Source organism: Rhodoferax sp. TS-BS-61-7 (genome assembly GCF_002943465.1).
Classification (GTDB): Bacteria; Pseudomonadota; Gammaproteobacteria; order Burkholderiales; family Burkholderiaceae_C; genus Allorhodoferax.
In genome coordinates this window covers 688,455-709,879 of record NZ_PTQY01000001.1, presented here as the reverse complement: position 1 = coordinate 709,879, position 21,425 = coordinate 688,455, and the positions used below count along the sequence as shown (strand labels likewise).

Here is a 21,425-nt window from a genome sequence, read left to right as displayed (position 1 = left end):
CAAGCCCCGTGAGGGGCTTAGCTCAGTTTGGCCAGGGCGCGTTGGGCTTTGGCGCGCATGTCGCCACTGGCCTCGGACACCACTTCTTCGATCAGCGCACGGGCACCGTCTTCGTCACCGATGGAGATGAATTCCTCGGCCAAGGCCAGTTTGGTTTCCAAGGGGTCTTCGTTCATGCTGTCGGGAGCCTGAGTAGGGCCCTCGGCAGGAGATTCCAGGTCCAGTGAGAGAGAGCCCAAGTCGAACTCCATCAGACCAGTGTCGGCGGTTTGCGACGGCATTGCTTGTGGTGCGACAGGCAAGGGGCCTGTGGCTTCAAACTTGAGGGCCTGTGGCTCGTCGTCCTGCATGGGGGTTTCCAGGTCGTCCATCGACAAGGAAATCTCAGGCATGGATGCGACTGGCTCGGGTGCTGTTTTTGCCAAGGGCTGCACGTCGGGCAGGTCAAAGTCCATGTCCAAAGAGTTGTCTTGTGGCTGTGCAGCCATCTTGACAGTCCGGTCGGCAGCTGGGGCCATGGTGCCACCCGTTACATCGCTGATCGCACTGGCCGCGGGTTCGTCGTCCAGCGAAAAATCAAGGTCCAAATCAAGGTCCATGCCGGCTGCACCAGCGGAGCCCAATTCTGCATGGGCCGACTGGGGCACCGTGTTATTGCCGAAGCTGGAATTGCTGGCAGGTGCTGGCGCACCCCCTGCGGATGCAGGGGCCCCACCGGGCTGGTACAGGGGATTGGTTGGGTCAATGGCCAAGCCCATTTCACAAATGCGAGTCCAGTCTGGGCTGGTCGCACCGGTTAATTTGTAGGCCTGTGCCGCTGTGCTTTCAAAGCTGCGGGTATCACGGCGTTTGCTGAAGATTTCCAGCAGTTTGGTGTGGATGGCCAGGCGTCCCGGATTGGTTCGAACGGCTTCCTTGAGAATTTCTTCGGCCTGCAAGTCGCGGCCATAGGCCAAGTAGACATCGGCCTCTGCCACGGGATCCACATCATCTGCGGCATCCAGTTGGCTGGCGGAGTACACCATGGACGACGCACTGGACGGACCATTCTGGTTGGTGTCTACGCGCTGCCCGCCGCTGGCGCCAAAAAAGGAGTCGGGCTGCAAACGGCTTTCCAGGAAAGCGCTGTCAACCTGTGCAGAGTTTTTCTTGCGTTGGCGAATACGGTAAACCGCATAGCCGCCCAGCAGCGCAATCAAACCAGCGGCACCGGCGGGAACCAGAGGGTCTGCCAGCAGCTCGTCGAGCAAGGCTGGTTCTTCCGGCACGGGTACCGGTACTGCGACCTTGGGCTTGACCGGTGCAGAGGCTGCGACCTGTGGCTCTGATGCCGCAGCCAGTGGGGCCACAGCCTCAATCGGTGCTGACGCCGCCGCAACGGGTGTGGGTGCAGATGCTGCAGGGGCAGGAAGTCCCGCTACGGCCACTGCCGGGGTGCTTGGTGCGGCTGCCGCTGGGGCCGAGCTGCCAGCCACGGGGGCTGCTGCCGTTCCAATTTTGCTCAGCTCAGTGATGTTTTTGGAAATTTCTGCCGCGCGAGCGGCCGCGTCTTTGGCTTCACGCTCTTTGGCAATCTTGGCCTCGTCTGCCTTGCCCTGCACAGAACCTTTGGACAGCGTGAGCTTGTCGGGGGTGGGGCTGGTGGGTTTTTTGTCTTCCACCTTGGCTTCTACCGTGCCACTGGCTTTGCGGTCCGCTGCCGCTACAGCTGCAACAGGTGCATTGGCTGCCAAATTGCGACGGAAGTCATTGAAGTCTTTACTCTGCGCTACCACCAGTTTTGAGGCTTCGGCGGGTGAAACGCTTTGTGCCAGTTCCGGGGTGGGGACGTTGAGGACGGCCCCGGCACGAATGCGGTTCAGGTTGTCATTGACAAATGCATCGGGGTTGCTGCGCAACATGGCCACCAACATCTGGTCCAGGGAGACGTCTGCAGGCTTGATGCTGTTTGCAATCTTGCTGGCGGTATCCCCTTTGTTCACAGTCAACTGCTGGCCACTGGACTCCGTGGCAGGCCGCGTGGCTGGCGCAGTGGCCTTTGGTGCTGCCGTTTTTGCAGGACTTGTGGTGCGGGCAGCGGGTTCTGTGGCTGAAGCCGTCGGCGTTGCCGCAGCGGTGCGGGATGGCAATGTAGTGACCACGGGAGCCGTCGGCACCTGCGCTAGGGTGGGCGCCGCTGGGGTTTTGCGCAGCGCAGGGGGATCAAACAGCAGGGTGTAGTCGCGAACGATGCGGCCTTGGGCCCAAGTAGCCTCCAGAATCAAGTCCACAAAGGGGTCATTGATCGTGCGATCGCTGCTCAAGCGCAGGTAAGCACGGCCATCCGCACGGCGCTGCAAGGTGGCCTGCAGGCTGGACATGGCGGGGCTGTATTCCAGTCCTGCTGCAACAAACGCGTCTGGCAGTGCCACACCCGCTTTGAGCGATGCAGCCTCTTCGGCGGTGATTTCGGGGATGTCGATTTCCGCACGCAAAGGCTCGCCAAGCGCTGACTGGACCGTGAGCCGACCGAGCGAAAGCGCATAAGCCCCGGTTCCCGACAAGCCTAGTAGCGCAAGGGCTGCAGCCGCCAGAGCGGTCTTCTGCCAACGATGTGACTTAGCAATCAATTTATTAGCCTCCGGTGCTCGGTCGAGCGGCAATTAACTTATCAGTTTTCAGGCGAACAAGCCCGACTCTCAAAACGTAAAAAGTACAATAGCATCAATGTATTAGCCTGACAAGCTAAGAAACGTTTTAACTTTAAAAGCCGGGTGCCTTCGCTATCCGCTGCTGAAGTTTGTGTTGCCTGTCGACAACGAGCTGTAACGGCGTGTTACGCGCTCAAGAGAATGCGCAGCATGCGGCGCAAAGGCTCTGCAGCCCCCCACAAAAGCTGGTCGCCAATGGTGAATGCGCCCACGTATTCCGGCCCCATGGCCAGCTTGCGGATACGGCCCACGGGGATCGTCATGGTGCCGGTCACGGCCACAGGCGTCAGGTCCTGGATGGTGGCTTCGCGGGTGTTGGGTACCACTTTGACCCATTCGTTGTCGGCCGCGATCATGGCCTCCAGATCGGCCACAGGCACGTCCTTCTTCAGTTTGAAGGTCAGCGCCTGGCTGTGGCAACGCATGGCGCCCACGCGTACGCAGAAACCGTCCACGGGGATGGCGCTAGAGCCAAAGCCTTCGCCCATGCCCAGAATCTTGTTGGTTTCGGCCATGCCTTTCCACTCTTCCTTAGACATGCCGTTGCCCAGGTCTTTGTCGATCCACGGGATCAGCGAGCCGCCCAGGGGGACGCCAAAGTTGGCGGTCTCGGGGCCGGTCAGGGCGCGTTGCTTTGCGATCACCTTGCGGTCGATTTCCAGAATCGCGCTCTTGGGGTCGTCCAGCAGGGCCTTCACTTCAGCGTTCAGGGTGCCGTACTGGGTCAGCAGTTCGCGCATATGTTGGGCGCCGCCGCCCGAGGCTGCTTGGTAGGTCTGGGTGCTCATCCACTCGACCAAACCGGCCTTGTAGAGTGCGCCCACACCCATCAGCATGCAACTGACGGTGCAGTTGCCGCCCACCCAGTTTTTGCCACCCTTGGCGAGCGCGTCCTGTATGACGGGGAGGTTGACCGGATCCAGGACGATGACGGCGTCTTTGTCCATGCGCAGCGTGGAGGCGGCGTCGATCCAGTGGCCGTTCCAGCCTGCTGCGCGCAGCTTGGGGAACACTTCGGTGGTGTAGTCGCCACCTTGGGCGGTGATGATGATGTCGCAGCGCTTGAGCGCGTCAATGTTGAAGGCGTCTTGCAGCGTGGTTTCGTTCTTGGCCCAGGCCGGAGCTTTACCGCCGGAATTGCTGGTGGAGAAAAATAGGGGTTCGATCAGCTCGAAATCCTTTTCCTGCGCCATGCGGTCCATCAACACCGAGCCGACCATGCCGCGCCAGCCAACCAAACCTACCAACTTGCTCATATCAACGCCTTTTCAAATAGTTAAACAAACGATGCTCTTACACGGCTGTTTATGGACTGTTTGCCCGGCTCGTCTGGCCGGGTGGGCGCACGACGAACCAGGCTGGGTCAGCCCTTAATGGTCGTGGTTTTGGTGATGGTTGCGCGCGCGGCCTTGCTTGCCAAGGGGGCAGAAGCAATGCTCAGGGAGAGGGGGCGGGCGGCAAACATGGCTTTATTGTAGCCCAAAACAGGAATTTTTTGCCCCGCGCGGACTGAATTGGTTTTGACGTGGCAGGGCAACAACGCCGTGTGTCGCCCTGCGGAGGGTCGTTACGCCAATGCTTTCACCACGGCGTCGCCCATCTCCTTGGTGCTCGCGCGGATGGTGCCTTCGCTGTAGATGTCGGCGGTGCGGAAACCTTGCTCCAGCACCTTCTTTACTGCGGCTTCGATACGCAACGCAGCGGCTTCCTGGTTCAGGCTGAAGCGCAGCATCATGGCCGCACTCAGGATGGTGGCCAGCGGGTTGGCAATGCCTTTGCCCGCAATGTCAGGCGCACTGCCGTGACTGGGCTCGTACAGTCCCTGGTTGCTGCTGTTCAGGCTGGCCGATGGCAGCATGCCGATGGAGCCGGTCAGCATGGAGGCTTCGTCCGAGAGAATGTCGCCAAACATATTGCCGGTGACCAGCACGTCAAACTTCTTGGGCGCCTTGACCAGTTGCATGGCCGCGTTGTCCACCAGCATGTGGTCCAGCTCCACGTCGGGGTACTGCTGGCCGACTTCGACCATCACGTCTTTCCACAGCTGCGAGGTTTCCAGCACGTTGTTCTTGTCCACGCTGGTCACGCGCTTGCTGCGCTTGCGCGCGGCCTGGAAGGCCACGTGGGCGATGCGTTCGATCTCGGGGCGGCTGTAACGCATGGTGTCAAACGCTTCTTCGGCGCCGGGGAAGTGGCCATCGGTGGCAATGCGGCGGCCGCGCGGCTGGCCGAAGTAAATGTCGCCGGTCAGCTCGCGGATGATGAGGATGTCCAGGCCCGCAATCAGCTCGGGCTTGAGGCTGGATGCGTCCACCAGTTGCTCGTAACAAATGGCGGGGCGGAAGTTGGCGAACAGGCCCAGGTTCTTGCGCAGGCCCAGGATGGCCTGCTCGGGGCGGAACTGGCGTTCCAGCTTGTCGTATTTCCAGTCGCCCACGGCGCCGAACAACACGGCGTCGGCTTCCTTGGCGAGCTTCAGCGTGGCTTCAGGCAAGGGGTGGCCATGCGCGTCATAGGCCACGCCGCCGACCAGGGCGGTTTCCATTTCCAGGGGGAGGGCCAGCGCGTTCAGAACCTTGACGGCTTCCGCGACGATTTCGGTACCAATGCCGTCACCCGGCAATACTGCGATTTTCATATTCAGACTTTAAATTTGGTGGGGGCAGGTTGGCGCCATGCGCCATACCCTACCTGAGTTGCTATTGTTTTGGTAGCTGTTTACGCAGTCATCGTGCGGGCTAGCCATGGTTTTTGTGCTAAACGCTGGGCCTCAAAGGCCTTGATCTTGTCGGCGTGGCGCAGGGTCAGGCCAATGTCGTCAAAACCGTTGAGCAGGCAGTACTTGCGGAAGGCTTGCACGTCGAAAGGAATCTCTTCGCCCTGGGGTTTCACGATGACCTGACGCTCCAGATCGATGGTGAGCTGGTAACCAGGGAACGCGAGCGCCTCGTTGAACAGCTGTTCCACCTGGGCTTCTGTCAGCACGATAGGCAACATGCCGTTTTTGAAGCTGTTGTTGAAGAAGATGTCGGCGTAGCTGGGCGCAATGATGGCGCGAAAGCCATACTGGTCCAGCGCCCAGGGCGCATGTTCGCGCGAGGAGCCACAGCCGAAGTTCTTGCGCGCCAGCAGGATGCTTGCGCCCGCATAACGCGGCTGGTTCAGCACAAAGTCCGGGTTGGGTTTGCGGCTGGCGGGATCCTGGCCGGGAAAGCCCGCATCCAGGTAGCGCCACTCGTCAAACAAGTTCTGGCCAAAGCCGGTTTTGCGGATTGACTTGAGAAATTGCTTGGGGATGATGGCGTCCGTGTCCACGTTCTCGCGGTCCATGGGGGCGACCAGTCCCTTGTGGAGGGTGAATTTGTTCATTTTTTGGCAGCGCCTTCGATTTTTTCGCCGGCCTTCTGGATGTCCTGGCCCACGCCTTTGACGGTGTTGCAGGCGGTTAGCAACAACAGGGCAGATGCGCACACAGCGTAAACAATGGTTTTCATGGTGATGTGTCCTTGGTGGGTTAGGTCAGGAGAATTTGCGGATATCAACAAAATGGCCATGGATGGCCGCAGCGGCGGCCATGGCGGGGCTTACCAGATGGGTACGGCCCCCGGCGCCTTGCCGGCCTTCGAAGTTGCGGTTGCTGGTGGAGGCGCAACGTTCGCCAGGCTCCAGCCGGTCCGCATTCATGGCCAAGCACATGGAACAGCCAGGTTCACGCCACTCAAAACCCGCGGCCTTGAAAATCTCGTGCAGGCCTTCACGCTCGGCTTGCTCTTTCACCAGACCGGAGCCGGGCACGACCATGGCCAGCTTGATGTTCTTGGCCACTTTTTGGCCCAGCTTCTTCACCACGGTGGCCGCTTCGCGCATGTCCTCGATGCGGCTGTTGGTACAGGAGCCGATAAACACTTTGTCGACAAACAAGTCGTCCAGCGCCTTGCCGGGCTCCAGGCCCATGTAGGTGAGTGCGCGCTCAATGGCGCCGCGTTTGTTGGCGTCTTTTTCCTTGTCAGGGTCAGGCACGCGGGCATCAATGCCCAACACCATCTCGGGCGAGGTGCCCCAGGTCACTTGCGGCACGATCTGGCTGGCGTCCAGTTCCACCACGGTGTCGAAATGTGCGCCTGCATCGGAGTGCAGTGTTTTCCAGAACGCCACAGCCTGGTCCCATTCCACGGCTGCAGCTTCAGGGCTGGCGGCGTTGGCGCCAGGGGCCAGGGGGCGGCCCTTGACGTAGTCAATCGTCTTCTCGTCCACGGCCACCAGGCCAGCACGGGCACCGGCTTCGATGGCCATGTTGCAGACCGTCATGCGGCCTTCCATGCTCAGGGCACGGATGGCTGCGCCACCAAATTCAATGGTGTACCCCGTGCCGCCGGCCGTGCCGATCTTGCCGATGATGGCCAGCACGATGTCCTTGGCGGTAATACCTTGGGCAACTGCACCGTCCACCCTCACCAGCATGTTCTTGGCCTTCTTGGCCAGCAGCGTTTGCGTGGCCATCACGTGCTCCACCTCGCTGGTGCCAATGCCGTGGGCCAGTGCGCCAAACGCGCCGTGGGTGGAGGTATGCGAGTCCCCGCAGACCACCGTCATGCCGGGCAGGGTGGCGCCGTTTTCAGGCCCGATGACGTGCACGATACCCTGGCGTTTGGACAGGAAGGGGAAGAAGGCCGCGGAGCCGAATTCCTTGATGTTGGCGTCCAGTGTGGTGACCTGTTCTTTGCTGGTGGGGTCGGTGATGCCGTCGTAGCCAAGCTCCCAGCCCGTGGTGGGCGTGTTGTGGTCCGCGGTGGCCACAATGGAGCTGACCCGCCAGACCTTGCGGCCTGCGACGCGCAGGCCTTCAAAGGCCTGGGGGCTGGTCACTTCGTGGACCAGGTGGCGGTCAATGTAGAGGATGGACGTGCCGTCCTCCTCGGTGTGGACGACGTGGTCGTCCCAGAGTTTGTCGTAAAGCGTGCGTGCCATGGATGTCTTCCTTTTGAAATTCAATTTTAGGCCTTGGTCCCCTGCGGGGCCATAGCGGTGAGGTGGTCCACCAGCAGCCGCGCGGTGCGCGGCAGGGTAGAGAAGTCGCGGGCGACCAGCTCGATCTGGCGGGTGGCCCAGGGGTCGCGCAGGGCGACGGCACTGAGCTCGCCCGAGCTGTGCATCAGGGTGAAGGCGCGCAGTGGCATCACGCCGATGCCCAGGCCGTTGTGGATCATGCGGCCCATGGCGTCTAGCCCGGTGACCTGGATGCGCAGCCGGATGCTCTGCCCCAGCGCGGCGGCGGCCTGGCGCATGGCCACATAGATGGAGCTGTTGGAGTGCAGGCCCACATGGTCAAACGCCAGCGTCTCTTCAAAGGCCACCGCGCCCTGGTCTGCTAGTGCGTGGCCTGCGGGCACGACGAGTACCAGTTGGTCTTGCCGGTAGGGCCGGGTTTGCAGTTCGCCCACACCATCGGCCGTGTTGCAGACGCCGAGGTCGGCTGCGCCTTCCTGCACCGCGCGGATCACTTCGCTGCTCAGGTGTTCTTCCAGGTCAATCTTGATGCCCTGGTGCGCGCGGATGAAGGCGCCCAGGTCCTCGGGCAGAAACTGCACGGTGGCCGAAATGCTGGCGTGCATGCGCACCTGGCCACGCACTCCGTCGGCGTATTCGCTGAGTTCAGACTGCATGCGCTCCAGGCTGAACAACACGCTGCGCGCGTGGTGCAGCAGGTTTTGCCCGGCGGGGGTGAGGTGCACGCCGCGGGAATGGCGGTGTAGTAGTGCAGTTCCCAATGTCGTTTCCAGATCGCTCAGGCGCTTGCTCAGTGCGGATGGTGCAATGAACTCCCGCTCTGCCGCCTTGCCGATGCTGCCCAGCTCGCAGACGGCCACGAAGAGCTGAAGCGAGGCCAGGTCCAGGCGGCGGGTGAGGTTGGGCGGGGCGGATTTCATGGGGGGTATGCCATCGCCATTTGCGATTGCTTTCGCTATTTTCCTACCTAAATCGCAGTTTAGGCATCGTGGTTGGCGATGTCTTGTGTCGGCAGTGGTTATGACCCAAGGTGCTATGAAAAGAGTAGCTGCTGGCGCATATTCCACCGGGGCTAGAGGTCTTTTTCATATAAAAAAGCCCCGCGGCCATTGCTGGCGGCGGGGCTTTGGGTCTTTGGCAGCGAGCAGGGCTGCCGGCGATCAGCGTTGGCTGATAGGCGTCACGTCACGTTTGACCGAGCCAGTGAACAACTGGCGGGGACGGCCGATTTTGTACTCGGGGTCACCAATCATTTCGTTCAGCTGGGCAATCCAGCCCACGGTGCGGGCCAGCGCGAAGATGGCGGTGAACAGGCTCACGGGGATGCCGATGGCACGTTGCACGATGCCGGAGTAGAAGTCCACGTTGGGGTAGAGCTTGCGCTGGACAAAGTAGTCGTCTTCCAGGGCAATCTTTTCCAGTGCCATGGCCAGCTTGAACAGCGGGTCGTTTTCCAGGCCCAGGGCGGTCAGCACTTCCTTGCAAGTCTCTTGCATGAGTTTGGCGCGGGGGTCGTAGTTCTTGTACACGCGGTGGCCAAAGCCCATCAGCTTGACGCCGGAGCTCTTGTCCTTGACCTGGTTCATGAACTCGCCGACCTTGCTGATGCCACCCATCTTCTGGATGTCTTCCAGCATGTTCAGGCAGGCTTCGTTGGCGCCGCCGTGCGATGGGCCCCACAGGCACGCCACACCGGCGGCAATGGCTGCAAACGGGTTGGTGCCGGACGAACCGCACAGGCGCACGGTGGAGGTGGAGGCGTTTTGTTCGTGGTCGGCGTGCAGGATGAAGATGCGGTCCAGCGCGCGTTCGATCACGGGGTTGACCTTGTACTCTTCGCAGGGTGTGGCAAACATCATGTGCAAGAAGTTGCCAGCGTAGCTCAGGTCGTTCTTGGGGTACATGAAAGGCTGGCCAGCGCTGTACTTGTAGGCCATGGCCACCAGCGTGGGCATCTTGGCAATCAGGCGGATCGCGGAGATTTCGCGGTGCTCCGGATTGTTGATGTCGGTGCTGTCATGGTAGAAGGCCGACATGGCGCCCACCAGGCCGGTCATGATGGCCATAGGGTGCGCATCGCGGCGGAAGCCACGCAGGAAGAACTGCATCTGCTCGTTGACCATGGTGTGGTTGGTCACGCGCTTGGTGAAGTCGGCCTTGCCAGCAGCATCGGGCAGGTTGCCGTACAGCAACAGGTGGCAGGTTTCCAGGAAGTCGCAGTTGGTGGCCAGCTGTTCGATGGGGTAGCCGCGGTACAACAACTCACCCTTGTCGCCATCGATGTAGGTGATGGCCGACTGGCAGGAAGCTGTCGACAAAAAGCCCGGATCGTAGGTGAACATGCCGGTCTGGGCGTACAGCTTGCGGATGTCCACAACATCGGGACCGACATTGCCCTGGTACACCGGCAAATCGACGCTGGGGCTGCCGTTACTGAACGACAGGGTGGCTTTGTTGTCAGCTAGTTTCATCTTTCGCCTTTCAGAGAGGTTCTCTCAACATTTTCAAAACTTCGTGCACGTCCGCGCGGTCCAGCTGCGCATCCACCTGGGCCAGCGACTTGCGTGCCAGTTGCACGTCCAGCAAGTCGTTGTCGCTCAGGTCCATCAGGGCTGCCAAGGCATCGCCCTGGCGGACCGTCAAAGAGGGGCTGAACCGTTGGAAGAAGCGCTCAATGAAGAGGTCGTTTTCCAGCAGGCCGCGGCGGCAACGCCACTGCAGCTTGCTCAGGGCCCGTTCGTCAATCAGTGCTTCTGTCACGTGCTGTTTACCGGGTAAAGGTCAGACGGTCCGCAGGACCATCATTTCCTTGATCTTGCCAATCGCCTTGGTGGGGTTCAAGCCCTTGGGGCAGACGTCCACGCAGTTCATGATGGTGTGGCAGCGGAACAGGCGGTAGGGGTCTTCCAGGTTGTCCAGGCGTTCACCGGTGGCCTGGTCGCGGCTGTCCGCAATGAAGCGGTAGGCCTGCAGCAAACCTGCGGGGCCCACGAACTTGTCGGGGTTCCACCAGAAGCTGGGGCAGGAGGTGGAGCAGCTGGCGCACAAGATGCACTCGTACAGGCCGTTGAGCTCTTCGCGCTCTTCGGGGGACTGCAGACGCTCCTTTTCGGGCGGCACGGTGTCGTTGATCAGGTAGGGCTTGACCGAGTTGTACTGCTTGAAGAAGTCCGTCATGTCGACGATCAGATCGCGAACGACGGGCAGGCCGGGCAGGGGCTTCAACACGATCTTGCCGGGCAGGGTCAGCATGTTGGTCAGGCATGCCAGACCGTTTTTGCCGTTGATGTTCATGGCGTCCGAGCCACACACGCCTTCGCGGCAGGAGCGGCGGAAGGAGATGGTGGGGTCCACCGCCTTGAGCTTCATCAGGGCGTCCAGCAGCATGCGTTCGTGGCCATCGAGTTCCACCTCGATGTCTTGCATGTAGGGCTTTGCGTCCTTGTCCGGATCGTAGCGGTAGATGGAGAAAGTGCGTTTGGTCATGGTCTGAATCTCGCTTTAGAACGTACGAACCTTGAGCGGGACAGAGTCCACGGTCAAAGGTTTCATCTGGACAGGCTTGTAAGAGAGGCGGTTGCCTTCGCTGTACCACAGCGTGTGCTTGTGCCATTCCTTGTCATTGCGGCCATTGGGGTGCTCGACGGAATCGCTGTAGTCGTCCACGGTGTGGGCTCCTCGGCTTTCGTGGCGGGCTGCGGCGGACACGATGGTGGCCTGGGCGGCTTCGATCAGATTCTCGACTTCCAGCGCTTCGATGCGCGCAGTGTTGAACACCTTGGATTTGTCTTTGAGGTTGATCGCGTTGACACGGTCGCGCAGGGCGGCGATTTTGGTCACGCCTTCGTCCATGCTCTTCTGGGTGCGGAACACGCCCGCGTGTTGCTGCATGGAAGCGCGCATGTCGTTGGCCACGTCTTGGGCGTATTCGCCGCTGGTGGCGTTGTCCAGACGCGAGACGCGGGCCAGCGTGCGGTCTGCGGCATCTTTGGGCAAGTCTTTGTGGGCCTTGCTGGTCTTGATGTAGTTGACGATGTGGTTGCCGGCGGCACGGCCGAACACCAGCAGGTCCAGCAGCGAGTTGGTGCCCAGGCGGTTGGCGCCGTGCACCGACACGCAGGAGCATTCGCCCACGGCGTACAGGCCGTTGACGACTTGGTTGTGCACATCACCGTTTTGCACGACCACCTGGCCGTTCACGTTGGTGGGGATGCCACCCATCTGGTAATGGATGGTGGGCACTACGGGAATCGGTTCCTTGGTGATGTCCACGTTGGCGAAGTTCACGCCGATTTCGTACACCGAAGGCAGGCGCTTATGGATGGTGTCGGCACCCAGGTGGTCCAGCTTCAATAGCACGTAGTCTTTGTTCGGGCCGCAGCCGCGGCCTTCCTTGATTTCCTGGTCCATAGAGCGGGACACGAAGTCGCGCGGTGCCAGGTCTTTCAAGGTGGGCGCATAACGCTCCATGAAGCGTTCGCCATTGCTATTGAGCAAAATGGCGCCTTCGCCACGGCAGCCTTCGGTCAGCAACACGCCGGCACCGGCCACGCCGGTGGGGTGGAACTGCCAAAACTCCATGTCTTCCAGCGGGATGCCGGCACGTGCCGCCATGCCCAGGCCGTCACCAGTGTTGATGAAGGCGTTGGTGGAGGCGGCAAAGATGCGGCCCGCACCGCCGGTGGCCAGCAGCGTGGTCTTGGCTTCCAGAATGTGGATATCGCCGGTTTCCATTTCCAATGCAGTCACACCGACCACATCGCCGTCGGCGTCACGGATCAGGTCGAGCGCCATCCACTCCACGAAGAAGCTGGTTTTGGCCGCGACGTTTTGCTGGTACAGCGTGTGCAGCATGGCGTGGCCGGTACGGTCCGCCGCAGCGCAGGCGCGTTCCACGGCTTTTTCGCCGTAGTTGGCGGTGTGGCCGCCAAACGGACGCTGGTAAATCGTGCCGTCCGGGTTGCGGTCAAACGGCATGCCCATGTGTTCCAGGTCGTACACAACCTTGGGGGCTTCGCGGCACATGAATTCGATGGCGTCCTGGTCGCCGAGCCAGTCGGAACCTTTGACGGTGTCGTAGAAGTGGTAGTGCCAGTTGTCGTCGTTCATGTTGCCCAGCGAGGCACCAATGCCACCTTGGGCGGCCACGGTGTGCGAACGGGTGGGGAATACTTTGGAGAGGACGGCGACGTTCAGGCCGGCGCGGGCCAACTGGAGGGACGCGCGCATGCCGGAGCCACCGGCGCCGACGATGACAACGTCAAATTTGCGTTTGGATACGGAGTAAGACATGAATGGATTGCCTGGTAGGAGGGGAGATCAGAGACGCCACAGGACCTGGATGGCCCAGCCGGCGCAACCGACAAGCCACACAATGGAGAACACCTGCAAGGACAGGCGTATGGACACGGGTTTGATGTAATCCATCCAGATATCACGGATGCCGACCCACACGTGGTACAGCATGGCCACGATGACCGAGAAGGTCAACACCTTCATCCACTGGGAGGAGAAAATGCCTGCCCATTTGTCGTAGCCGATGGGGCCGCTGGAAAAAATCACCTGGGCCAGCACCACCAGGGTGAACAGAGCCATCAACACTGCGGTGACGCGTTGCGCCAGCCAGTCGCGCAGACCGTAGTGCGCGCCAACGACGACACGCTTGGAACCGTAATTCACTGCCATTTTTGTATTTCCTTTAGTAGGCGCCGAACAATTTCAAACCGAGCACCAGCGTCAATGCGGTGCCCAGGCCCAGGGTCACGATGGCCGAAGAGCGACCAAACTCTTTGCTCACTGCGTGGTTGATGTCCATCCACAGGTGGCGCATGCCAGCGATGAAGTGGTGCAGGTAGGCCCACAGAATGGCCAGCGCCACCAGTTTGAAGAACCAGCCTGGCACCACGCCGACGCCCACGCTAAATACGCTGCTGAACTTTGCAAATGAGATTTCCGAGGAGACGGAGGTGTCGAACATCCAGATAATGAAAGGCATCAGGATGAACATGATGGCGCCGCTGATGCGGTGCAGGATGGACACCCAACCAGCGGGGGGCAGGCGGTAGGTGGGCAGGTCCGACAGAGCGTTGATGTTGCGAAATTCGGGTCGAGGGCGTTTGCTAGCGGAGGTGAGCTCAGTCATGGATGGGCTTTCTTGGTTGTAACTGGTATGTAATTTTGGCGCAGCCAGCCAAAATTCTATTGCACCGCACCAATCTGACATTGGTCTTGCACGGCGCAGCGGGTCAATTTAGCGCATTTCGATAGTAGTGTGTGTCGGTCAGGTACAGGCCGCGGCGCATCTCCATGGGGGTGTCGTTATAGGTATAAGCCGTGCGCTCCACGCTGAGCAGCGGCGTCTGTGCCGTTGTGTGCAGCAGCTTGCATTGGTCCGCGTCCGGCAGTACGGCGCGGATTTTTTCTTCGGCGCGCACCATGCGCACGCCAAATTCGGTTTCAAACAGGGCGTACATGGGGCCGCTGTAGTCGGCCAGGCGCTCGGCCGTCAGCCCCTTGAATGGGGTGCCGGGCAACCACAGGTCTTCCAGAATCGTGGGCACGCCGGCAAACGACAACACGCGCCGCACCTGCAGCACCGCATCGGCCGGGCGCAGGGCGAGCGCGCGGGCGACTTCGGCGGAGGCACGCAGGCGCTTGCAGTCGATGATCTTGCGCTGGGCCGGGCCTTCGCTGTTGGGGTCGCCGTTGTCGGGGAAAAGCTTGAGAAAGCGGTACTGCACATGGTGCTCGGCATGGGTGGCCACAAAGGTGCCCTTGCCCTGGCGGCGCACCAGCAGGTTTTCCGCGGCCAGTTCGTCAATCGCCTTGCGCACCGTGCCCTGGCTGACCTTGAAACGTGCCGCCAGTTCGAGTTCGCTGGGGATGGCGGCGCTGGGCTTCCATTCGCCACTTTGCAGGCTCTGCAGCATCAACACCTTGATCTGCTGGTACAGCGGGCTGAATGCAGGCGTGAATGAGGGCCCGCTGGCCGCGCCCGTTTCGGCCTCTGCGGAGGCAGAAGGGTCGCTCGAAGAGGGTGGGATGGCGGCCATGGTGCGAGGGGGTGCGTCAGCTACAAGTCAGTCTCGAAATTAACCCCAATCATATCTTATATAAGACATAAGACAAATTGACGCAGCGCAGAAATCGGGAGTAAACTCCTGCGCATTCTGCAGCGCAACACGGATTGCAAAATGCGCTGGTCCCACGCCGTTTTCATAACACTTCCTGGAGTTTTACCATGAGCAAGAAACCCGTCCGCGTTGCCGTTACCGGCGCAGCAGGCCAAATTGGATACGCCATTCTGTTCCGCATCGCCTCTGGCGAAATGCTGGGCAAAGACCAGCCCGTCATCCTGAGCCTGCTGGAAGTTCCCGTGGAAAAAGCCCAGCAAGCCCTGCAAGGCGTGATCATGGAGCTGCAAGACTGCGCATTCCCCTTGCTGGTGGGCATCGAAGCGCACAGCGACCCGCTGGCCGCATTCAAGGATGTGGACTACGCACTGCTGATCGGTTCGCGCCCCCGTGGCCCTGGCATGGAACGCGCCGAGCTGTTGGCCGTCAATGCCGAAATCTTCACCGCACAAGGCAAGGCCCTGAACGCCGCGGCCAGCCGCAATGTGAAGGTGCTGGTGGTGGGCAACCCCGCCAACACCAACGCCTACATCGCCATGAAGAGCGCGCCGGACCTGCCACGCAAGAACTTCACCGCCATGCTGCGCCTGGACCACAACCGTGCACTGAGCCAGATCGCCGCCAAGACCGGCAAGGCCGTGGCTGACATCGAAAAAATGACCGTGTGGGGCAACCACTCGCCCACCATGTACGCCGACTACCGCTTTGCCACTATCAACGGCGAAAGCGTCAAGGCGATGATCAATGACCAGGAATGGAATGCCAACACCTTCTTGCCCACCGTGGGCAAGCGTGGTGCGGCCATCATCGCGGCCCGTGGCGTGTCGTCCGCAGCGTCTGCTGCCAACGCAGCCGTTGACCACATGCGCGACTGGGCCCTGGGAACCAATGGCAAGTGGGTCACCATGGGCATTCCTTCGGACGGCCAGTACGGCATCCCCAAGGACACCATGTTCGGTTTTGCCGTGACCTGCGAAGGCGGCGAATACAAGCTGGTGGAAGGCCTGGAAGTCGACGCGTTCTCGCAAGAGCGCATCAACATCACGCTGAAAGAACTGCAAGACGAGCAGGCTGGCGTCGCCCACCTGCTGTAAACGGCTGCTGCTGTGGCCCATCCGCGGGAAATTCTTCTAGGCGCCCAGGGCGCAGCAGGTTTGTTACCTGTCTGCGACCACTACAGCGGCGTGGAAGCGCGGATGGTCAAAAGCCTGCAACTGCAGGCCGAGATGACCGAAGAGTTTGGGGCCTGCGTTTTTGACGTGACCCTGGACTGCGAGGATGGCGCTCCTGTGGGGGGCGAAGATGACCATGCAAATATGGTTGTAGCCCTCGCCAATGCTGCGCAAACAGCTCCTAATTTGATAGCAAAAGGCCTGCGCCGCCGCATCGGTGTGCGTGTGCATGCCGTGGACCACGCGGAATTTGCGGCGGATGTGCAAACCGTGGTGGGCTTGGCCGGTGCCGCGCTGAGTTACCTCATGGTGCCCAAGGTGGAAACGCTGTGGGATGTGGAGCGTGCCGTGGCGGCCATGGATGCGGCCACCGCACTAGGTGTTGCGCCCTTGCCCTTGCATGTGCTGATCGAATCATCCGCCGCCGTGCACCGGGCGTTTGAGATTGCGGCCCACCCGCGCGTGCAGTCCATCAGCTTTGGATTGATGGACTTTGTTTCCAGCCATGGTGGTGCCATTCCGTCGTCGGCCATGGGCGTGCGGCGCTCGGACGACAGCGACACGCTGGACCAGTTTCACCACCCGCTGGTGCTGCGCGCCAAGCTGGACATTGCCAGCGCCTGCCACGCCCATGGCAAGGTGCCCTCGCACTGTGTGGTGACCGAGTTCAAGGATGTGGCGGCCCTGCAGCGTGCGGCGCGTAGCGCGTCGCGTGCGCTGGGTTACACCCGCATGTGGAGCATTCACCCAGACCAGATTCGCCCCATCGTGGAGGCCATGGCGCCCGATGCGGAAGAGGTGGCCTTGGCCGCGCACATCGTTCAGCAAGCCCAGCGTGCCGAGTGGGCTCCGATTTCGGTGGACGGCAAGCTGCACGACCGGGCCAGCTACCGCTATTTCTGGCAGGTGCTGGAACGTGCGCACCAAACTGGGCGTGTGTTGCCCGATGACGTGCTTTCTTACTTTTTGCCCGTGGTGCATTGATGTTGGAGTCCACCATGTTGAAGCCACTGGTCGCAGGTCTGCTAGCGCTAGGTTTGTGTTGGGCCAGCGTGCAAGCGGGCGAGCCCCCGAAAGCGCGCAGCAAGCCGCTGGTGAAAGCCAAACCCGCTAAACAGCCAATGGTTGCCACCCCGCCAGTAGAGCAACCGCTCGCCCTGTCGGAGGAACATTTGGCCGTGGCCCAGCGGGTGGTGCTGGGCAAGGTGCCTTGTGAGTTGGGCGCACACGTTGCTGTGACCGCCCACCAGACAGTGCCAGGCCGCTTTGTGCTGGAGCATGGCCGGCACACCTTCCACATGGTGCCGGTGTTGACGAGCACGGGCGCCATCCGCCTGGAAGACGCTGCCAGCGGCGCCGTGTGGCTGCAGCTGGCCAATAAATCGATGCTGATGGACCAAAAGCAGGGGCGCCGCCTGGCCGACGCCTGCATGAATGCCGAGCAGGTGGTGGTGGCCGATGCCATGGCGCGTTCACCGGCACCCAATTTGCTTGAACCTTTGCCGATGCCCCCCGCCGCCGTTGCGGACCCTGCCGAGCCACAGGCTGGTGTGGTCCGGACTGCTACTAATTAGATAGCTGCTTGCGCATATTCCATAAGGGTTTGCGCGACATTTTATTGTTACTGAAGGAGAAGATGATGTTAAAAGCCTACCGTGACCATGTGGCCGAACGCGCCGCGCTGGGCATCCCCCCGTTGCCCCTGTCTGCCAAGCAGACCGGCGAACTGATCGAGCTGCTCAAAGCCCCTCCCGCGGGCGAAGAAGCCTTTCTGGTGGACCTGATCACCCACCGCGTGCCCGCCGGTGTGGACGATGCCGCCAAGGTCAAGGCCAGCTACCTGGCCGCTGTGGCCCACGGCACCGAAACCTGTGCACTGATCTCTCGCGCCCGCGCCACCGAGCTGCTGGGCACCATGCTGGGCGGCTACAACATCAGCCCCATGGTGGACCTGCTGGACGACGCGGCCGTGGCTGCCGAGGCCGCCGAAGGCCTGAAGAAAACCCTGCTGATGTTTGACCAGTTCCACGACGTCAAGGAAAAGGCTGACAAGGGCAATACGTTTGCCAAAGCCGTGTTGCAAAGCTGGGCCGATGCCGAGTGGTTCACCAGCCGCCCTGAAGTGCCCCAGTCCATCACCGTCACCATCCTCAAGGTGACCGGCGAAACCAACACCGACGACCTGTCCCCCGCGCCCGACGCCTGGAGCCGCCCCGACATCCCGCTGCACGCCTTGGCCATGCTGAAGAACAAGCGTGACGGCATCACGCCGGAAGAAGATGGCAAACGTGGCCCGGTCAAGTTCATCGAAGACCTGCGCGCGCGTGGCAATCTGGTGGCCTATGTGGGCGACGTGGTCGGTACCGGCTCCAGCCGCAAGTCCGCCACCAATAGCGTGCTGTGGTTCACTGGCGAAGACATTCCTTACGTGCCGAACAAGCGTTTTGGTGGCGTGTGCCTGGGCACCAAGATCGCTCCTATTTTCTACAACACCATGGAAGATGCTGGCGCTTTGCCGATCGAGCTGGATGTGAACCAGATGAACATGGGTGACGTGGTCGAGCTGCTGCCTTACGCCGGGAAAGCGCTGAAGGATGGCCAGGTGATTGCCGAGTTCACCGTCAAGAGCGACGTGCTGTTTGACGAAGTGCGTGCCGGTGGCCGTATCCCCTTGATCATTGGCCGTGGCCTGACGGCCAAGGCACGCGAAGCCTTGGGCTTGGCGCCTTCCACCTTGTTCCGTTTGCCCACCAACCCCGAAGACACCCACAAGGGTTTCAGCCTGGCACAGAAGATGGTGGGCCGCGCCTGTGGTCTGCCCGAAGGCCAGGGCGTGCGCCCCGGCACTTACTGCGAACCCAAGATGACCTCGGTTGGTTCGCAAGACACCACCGGCCCCATGACCCGCGACGAGCTGAAAGACCTGGCCTGCCTGGGCTTCAGCGCCGACCTGGTGATGCAGTCCTTCTGCCACACCGCCGCTTACCCCAAGCCCGTGGACGTGAAGATGCACCACGAGTTGCCTGACTTCATCAGCACCCGCGGTGGTATTTCGCTGCGTCCTGGTGACGGTGTGATCCACAGCTGGTTGAACCGTTTGCTGTTGCCCGACACCGTGGGCACCGGCGGTGACAGCCACACCCGTTTCCCCATCGGTATCAGCTTCCCCGCCGGCTCCGGTTTGGTGGCGTTTGCAGCGGCCACGGGTGTGATGCCTTTGGACATGCCTGAGTCTGTCTTGGTGCGTTTCAAGGGCAAGATGCAAAACGGCGTGACCTTGCGTGACTTGGTCAACGCGATCCCCTTGTACGCCATCAAAGCTGGTCTGTTGACCGTCGAAAAAAAGGGCAAGAAGAACATCTTCTCGGGTCGCATTCTCGAAATTGAAGGTCTGCCAGACTTGAAGGTGGAACAGGCGTTTGAGTTGTCCGACGCGTCCGCCGAGCGTTCTGCTGCCGGTTGCACCGTGCACCTGAACAAGGAGCCGATCATCGAGTACGTCAACAGCAACATCACCATGATGAAGTGGATGATTGCCAATGGTTATGCCGATGCCCGCACGCTGGCCCGCCGTATTGCCGCGCAAGAAGCTTGGTTGAAGAACCCCGAGTTGCTCAAGGGTGACGCTGATGCGGACTACGCTGCCGTCATCGAAATCGACCTGGCCGACATCCATGAACCTATCGTGGCCTGCCCCAACGACCCGGACGATGTGAAGACATTGGCCGACGTGGCGGGTGCCAAGATCGACGAGGTGTTCATTGGATCCTGCATGACCAACATTGGCCACTTCCGCGCGGCTTCCAAGCTGCTGGAAAACAAGCGCGACATCCCGGTCAAGCTGTGGGTGGCCCCACCGACCAAGATGGACGCCAAACAACTGAGCGACGAAGGCCACTACGGTGTGCTGGGCAGCGCCGGTGCACGCATGGAAATGCCGGGTTGCAGCCTGTGCATGGGCAACCAAGCGCAGGTGAAGGAGGGCGCAACCGTGTTCTCCACGTCTACCCGCAACTTCCCCAACCGCCTGGGCAAAAACAGCAATGTGTACCTGGGTTCTGCCGAACTGGCTGCCATCTGCTCCAAGCTGGGTCGTATTCCGACCAAGGAAGAGTACCTGGCCGACATGGGCGTGTTGACCGCTGCCAGCGACAAGGTGTACCAGTACCTGAACTTTGACAAGATTGAGGACTACACCGAGTCTGCTGCGACCGTGAGCGCGTAAGCACCCCACGGCAGGAAGAAACAAAAGCCCCGCGGCGCACGCTGCGGGGCTTTTTACATGGGCGCGGGATAATTGGGGCCATGAGTTTTCTTTCTTCCATCCCCCTTTCGTGGCAAACCATTCTGCTGTTGGTTGCCAGCAATGTGTTCATGACTTTCGCCTGGTACGGCCACCTGAAGAGTCTGGCGACGGTGCCCTGGTACACCGCGGCGCTGGTGAGTTGGGGGATCGCGCTGTTTGAGTATTTGTTGCAGGTGCCGGCCAATCGCATCGGTTTTCAGCAAGCCGGGTTTTCGGTGGCGCAGCTCAAGATCATGCAGGAGGTGATCACGCTGCTGGTGTTCCTGCCGTTTGCCATGGTGTACCTGAAACAGCCCTTCAAAATGGACTTTGTGTGGGCGGGCCTATGTATGGTGGGAGCGGTGTACTTTATTTTTCGGACCCCCTGAAGGCCTCAAATGCCCCCGGGTGAGGGGCGGTTACACTCCGCGCAGCCCGGATTTAGTCACAAAACCGACATATTCATTCGTTAGGAGCCAGCGATGCTGTTTGGAAAGTTGTTGCCGCGTGAAGGCAATTTTTTTGAAATGTTCAACCAGCATGCAGACCGCATCGTAGAAGCGGCGCACGCGTTTTCCAAGCTGGTCGCCAATTACAACGACCTGGATTTGCGCGCCAAGTACAACCAGGAAGTGGACGATGCGGAACGTGCCGCCGACCGCGTGACCCATGAGTGCAACAAGGCGATCCACATCACCTTCATCACGCCGATTGACCGCGAGCAGATCCACTCCCTGATCAACACCATGGACGACGTGGCCGATTTGATCCAGGACTCGGCAGAGACCATGGCGCTGTACGACGTGCGCCACATGACAGAAGAAATTACCCGCCTGACCGACCTGAGCGTGAAGTGCTGCGAGCGCCTGCGCGACGCCGTCAAGCTGCTGGGCCATATTGCAGACCCCCACACAGCCGAAGCAGCGTTGAAAACCTGCGAGGAAATTGACAAGCTGGAGTCCGACGCCGATCGCGTGATGCGCACCGCCATGAGCAAGCTGTTCCGCGAGGAGCCGGATGTGCGGGAGGTGATCAAGCTCAAGGCAATTTATGAATTGCTGGAAACCATCACTGACAAGTGTGAAGACGTGGCCAATGTGATCGAGGGCATCATCCTCGAGAACTCCTGATCTCGCGG

General features: G+C 60.7%; 20 protein-coding genes. 6 read left to right on the top strand and 14 right to left on the bottom strand.

Features of this window, described 5'->3' with window-relative positions; genetic code table 11:
• Positions 1–17: 17 nt before the first annotated feature.
• The 14 genes from C5F53_RS03350 to C5F53_RS03285 all read right to left on the bottom strand — a co-directional run bounded on the left by C5F53_RS03350 (position 18) and on the right by C5F53_RS03285 (position 14,749).
• On the bottom strand, positions 18–2,474 hold the full coding sequence (locus C5F53_RS03350) for a FimV/HubP family polar landmark protein (RefSeq protein WP_236635189.1): 2,457 nt from the start codon (positions 2,472–2,474) through the stop codon (positions 18–20).
• A gap of 341 nt (positions 2,475–2,815) precedes the next feature.
• A complete protein-coding gene (gene asd / locus C5F53_RS03345) occupies positions 2,816–3,946 on the bottom strand; it encodes an aspartate-semialdehyde dehydrogenase (RefSeq protein ID WP_105259888.1) in 1,131 nt (376 codons plus the stop codon).
• A gap of 311 nt (positions 3,947–4,257) precedes the next feature.
• Entirely contained in the window at positions 4,258–5,328 is a 1,071-nt protein-coding gene (gene leuB / locus C5F53_RS03340; protein WP_105259887.1) for a 3-isopropylmalate dehydrogenase, read from the bottom strand.
• 80 nt (positions 5,329–5,408) lie between these two features.
• Complete coding sequence (leuD, locus tag C5F53_RS03335; protein ID WP_105259886.1) at positions 5,409–6,059, bottom strand: 3-isopropylmalate dehydratase small subunit; 651 nt, start codon at positions 6,057–6,059, stop codon at positions 5,409–5,411.
• The gene (locus C5F53_RS03330) at positions 6,056–6,184 is read right to left on the bottom strand and encodes an entericidin A/B family lipoprotein (RefSeq protein ID WP_105259885.1); all 129 of its coding nucleotides are present in this window, start codon (positions 6,182–6,184) and stop codon (positions 6,056–6,058) included. The genes leuD and C5F53_RS03330 overlap by 4 nt, the downstream gene beginning before the upstream one ends.
• A gap of 25 nt (positions 6,185–6,209) precedes the next feature.
• Complete coding sequence (gene leuC, locus C5F53_RS03325) at positions 6,210–7,658, bottom strand: 3-isopropylmalate dehydratase large subunit (RefSeq protein ID WP_105259884.1); 1,449 nt, start codon at positions 7,656–7,658, stop codon at positions 6,210–6,212.
• Positions 7,659–7,684: 26 nt separating this feature from the next.
• Complete coding sequence (locus C5F53_RS03320) at positions 7,685–8,617, bottom strand: LysR family transcriptional regulator (protein WP_105259883.1); 933 nt, start codon at positions 8,615–8,617, stop codon at positions 7,685–7,687.
• A gap of 240 nt (positions 8,618–8,857) precedes the next feature.
• Complete coding sequence (gene gltA, locus C5F53_RS03315) at positions 8,858–10,168, bottom strand: citrate synthase (RefSeq protein ID WP_105259882.1); 1,311 nt, start codon at positions 10,166–10,168, stop codon at positions 8,858–8,860.
• Between the two features lie 10 nt (positions 10,169–10,178).
• On the bottom strand, positions 10,179–10,457 hold the full coding sequence (locus C5F53_RS03310) for a succinate dehydrogenase assembly factor 2 (protein ID WP_105259881.1): 279 nt from the start codon (positions 10,455–10,457) through the stop codon (positions 10,179–10,181).
• 21 nt (positions 10,458–10,478) lie between these two features.
• Positions 10,479–11,183 carry a succinate dehydrogenase iron-sulfur subunit gene (locus tag C5F53_RS03305; RefSeq protein WP_105259880.1) on the bottom strand — a complete coding sequence of 235 codons (705 nt, stop codon included), beginning with the start codon at positions 11,181–11,183 and terminating at the stop codon, positions 10,479–10,481.
• A 15-nt stretch (positions 11,184–11,198) separates the two neighbouring features.
• Positions 11,199–12,989 (bottom strand): succinate dehydrogenase flavoprotein subunit, encoded by a 1,791-nt coding sequence (gene sdhA, locus C5F53_RS03300; RefSeq protein ID WP_105259879.1) that lies wholly within the window; start codon positions 12,987–12,989, stop codon positions 11,199–11,201.
• Between the two features lie 27 nt (positions 12,990–13,016).
• Positions 13,017–13,382, bottom strand: a complete 366-nt coding sequence (sdhD, locus tag C5F53_RS03295) for a succinate dehydrogenase, hydrophobic membrane anchor protein (RefSeq protein ID WP_105259878.1) — start codon at positions 13,380–13,382, stop codon at positions 13,017–13,019.
• Between the two features lie 13 nt (positions 13,383–13,395).
• Positions 13,396–13,839 (bottom strand): succinate dehydrogenase, cytochrome b556 subunit, encoded by a 444-nt coding sequence (gene sdhC, locus C5F53_RS03290; protein ID WP_105259877.1) that lies wholly within the window; start codon positions 13,837–13,839, stop codon positions 13,396–13,398.
• Between the two features lie 103 nt (positions 13,840–13,942).
• A complete protein-coding gene (locus C5F53_RS03285; protein WP_105259876.1) occupies positions 13,943–14,749 on the bottom strand; it encodes a GntR family transcriptional regulator in 807 nt (268 codons plus the stop codon).
• 188 nt (positions 14,750–14,937) lie between these two features.
• Here C5F53_RS03285 and C5F53_RS03280 point away from each other — a divergent pair, with 188 nt between their 5' ends.
• The 6 genes from C5F53_RS03280 to C5F53_RS03255 all read left to right on the top strand — a co-directional run bounded on the left by C5F53_RS03280 (position 14,938) and on the right by C5F53_RS03255 (position 21,417).
• Positions 14,938–15,924, top strand: coding sequence for a malate dehydrogenase (locus tag C5F53_RS03280; RefSeq protein WP_105259875.1), 987 nt, complete (start codon positions 14,938–14,940; stop codon positions 15,922–15,924).
• Between the two features lie 12 nt (positions 15,925–15,936).
• Positions 15,937–16,986, top strand: a complete 1,050-nt coding sequence (locus C5F53_RS03275) for a CoA ester lyase (protein WP_105259874.1) — start codon at positions 15,937–15,939, stop codon at positions 16,984–16,986.
• Positions 16,987–17,000: 14 nt separating this feature from the next.
• Positions 17,001–17,576, top strand: a complete 576-nt coding sequence (locus tag C5F53_RS03270) for a hypothetical protein (RefSeq protein WP_201740777.1) — start codon at positions 17,001–17,003, stop codon at positions 17,574–17,576.
• A 65-nt stretch (positions 17,577–17,641) separates the two neighbouring features.
• On the top strand, positions 17,642–20,227 hold the full coding sequence (gene acnB / locus C5F53_RS03265; RefSeq protein WP_105260386.1) for a bifunctional aconitate hydratase 2/2-methylisocitrate dehydratase: 2,586 nt from the start codon (positions 17,642–17,644) through the stop codon (positions 20,225–20,227).
• An 80-nt stretch (positions 20,228–20,307) separates the two neighbouring features.
• Complete coding sequence (locus tag C5F53_RS03260) at positions 20,308–20,676, top strand: DMT family protein (protein ID WP_105259873.1); 369 nt, start codon at positions 20,308–20,310, stop codon at positions 20,674–20,676.
• 93 nt (positions 20,677–20,769) lie between these two features.
• The gene (locus C5F53_RS03255) at positions 20,770–21,417 is read left to right on the top strand and encodes a DUF47 domain-containing protein (RefSeq protein ID WP_105259872.1); all 648 of its coding nucleotides are present in this window, start codon (positions 20,770–20,772) and stop codon (positions 21,415–21,417) included.
• Positions 21,418–21,425 lie beyond the last annotated feature (8 nt).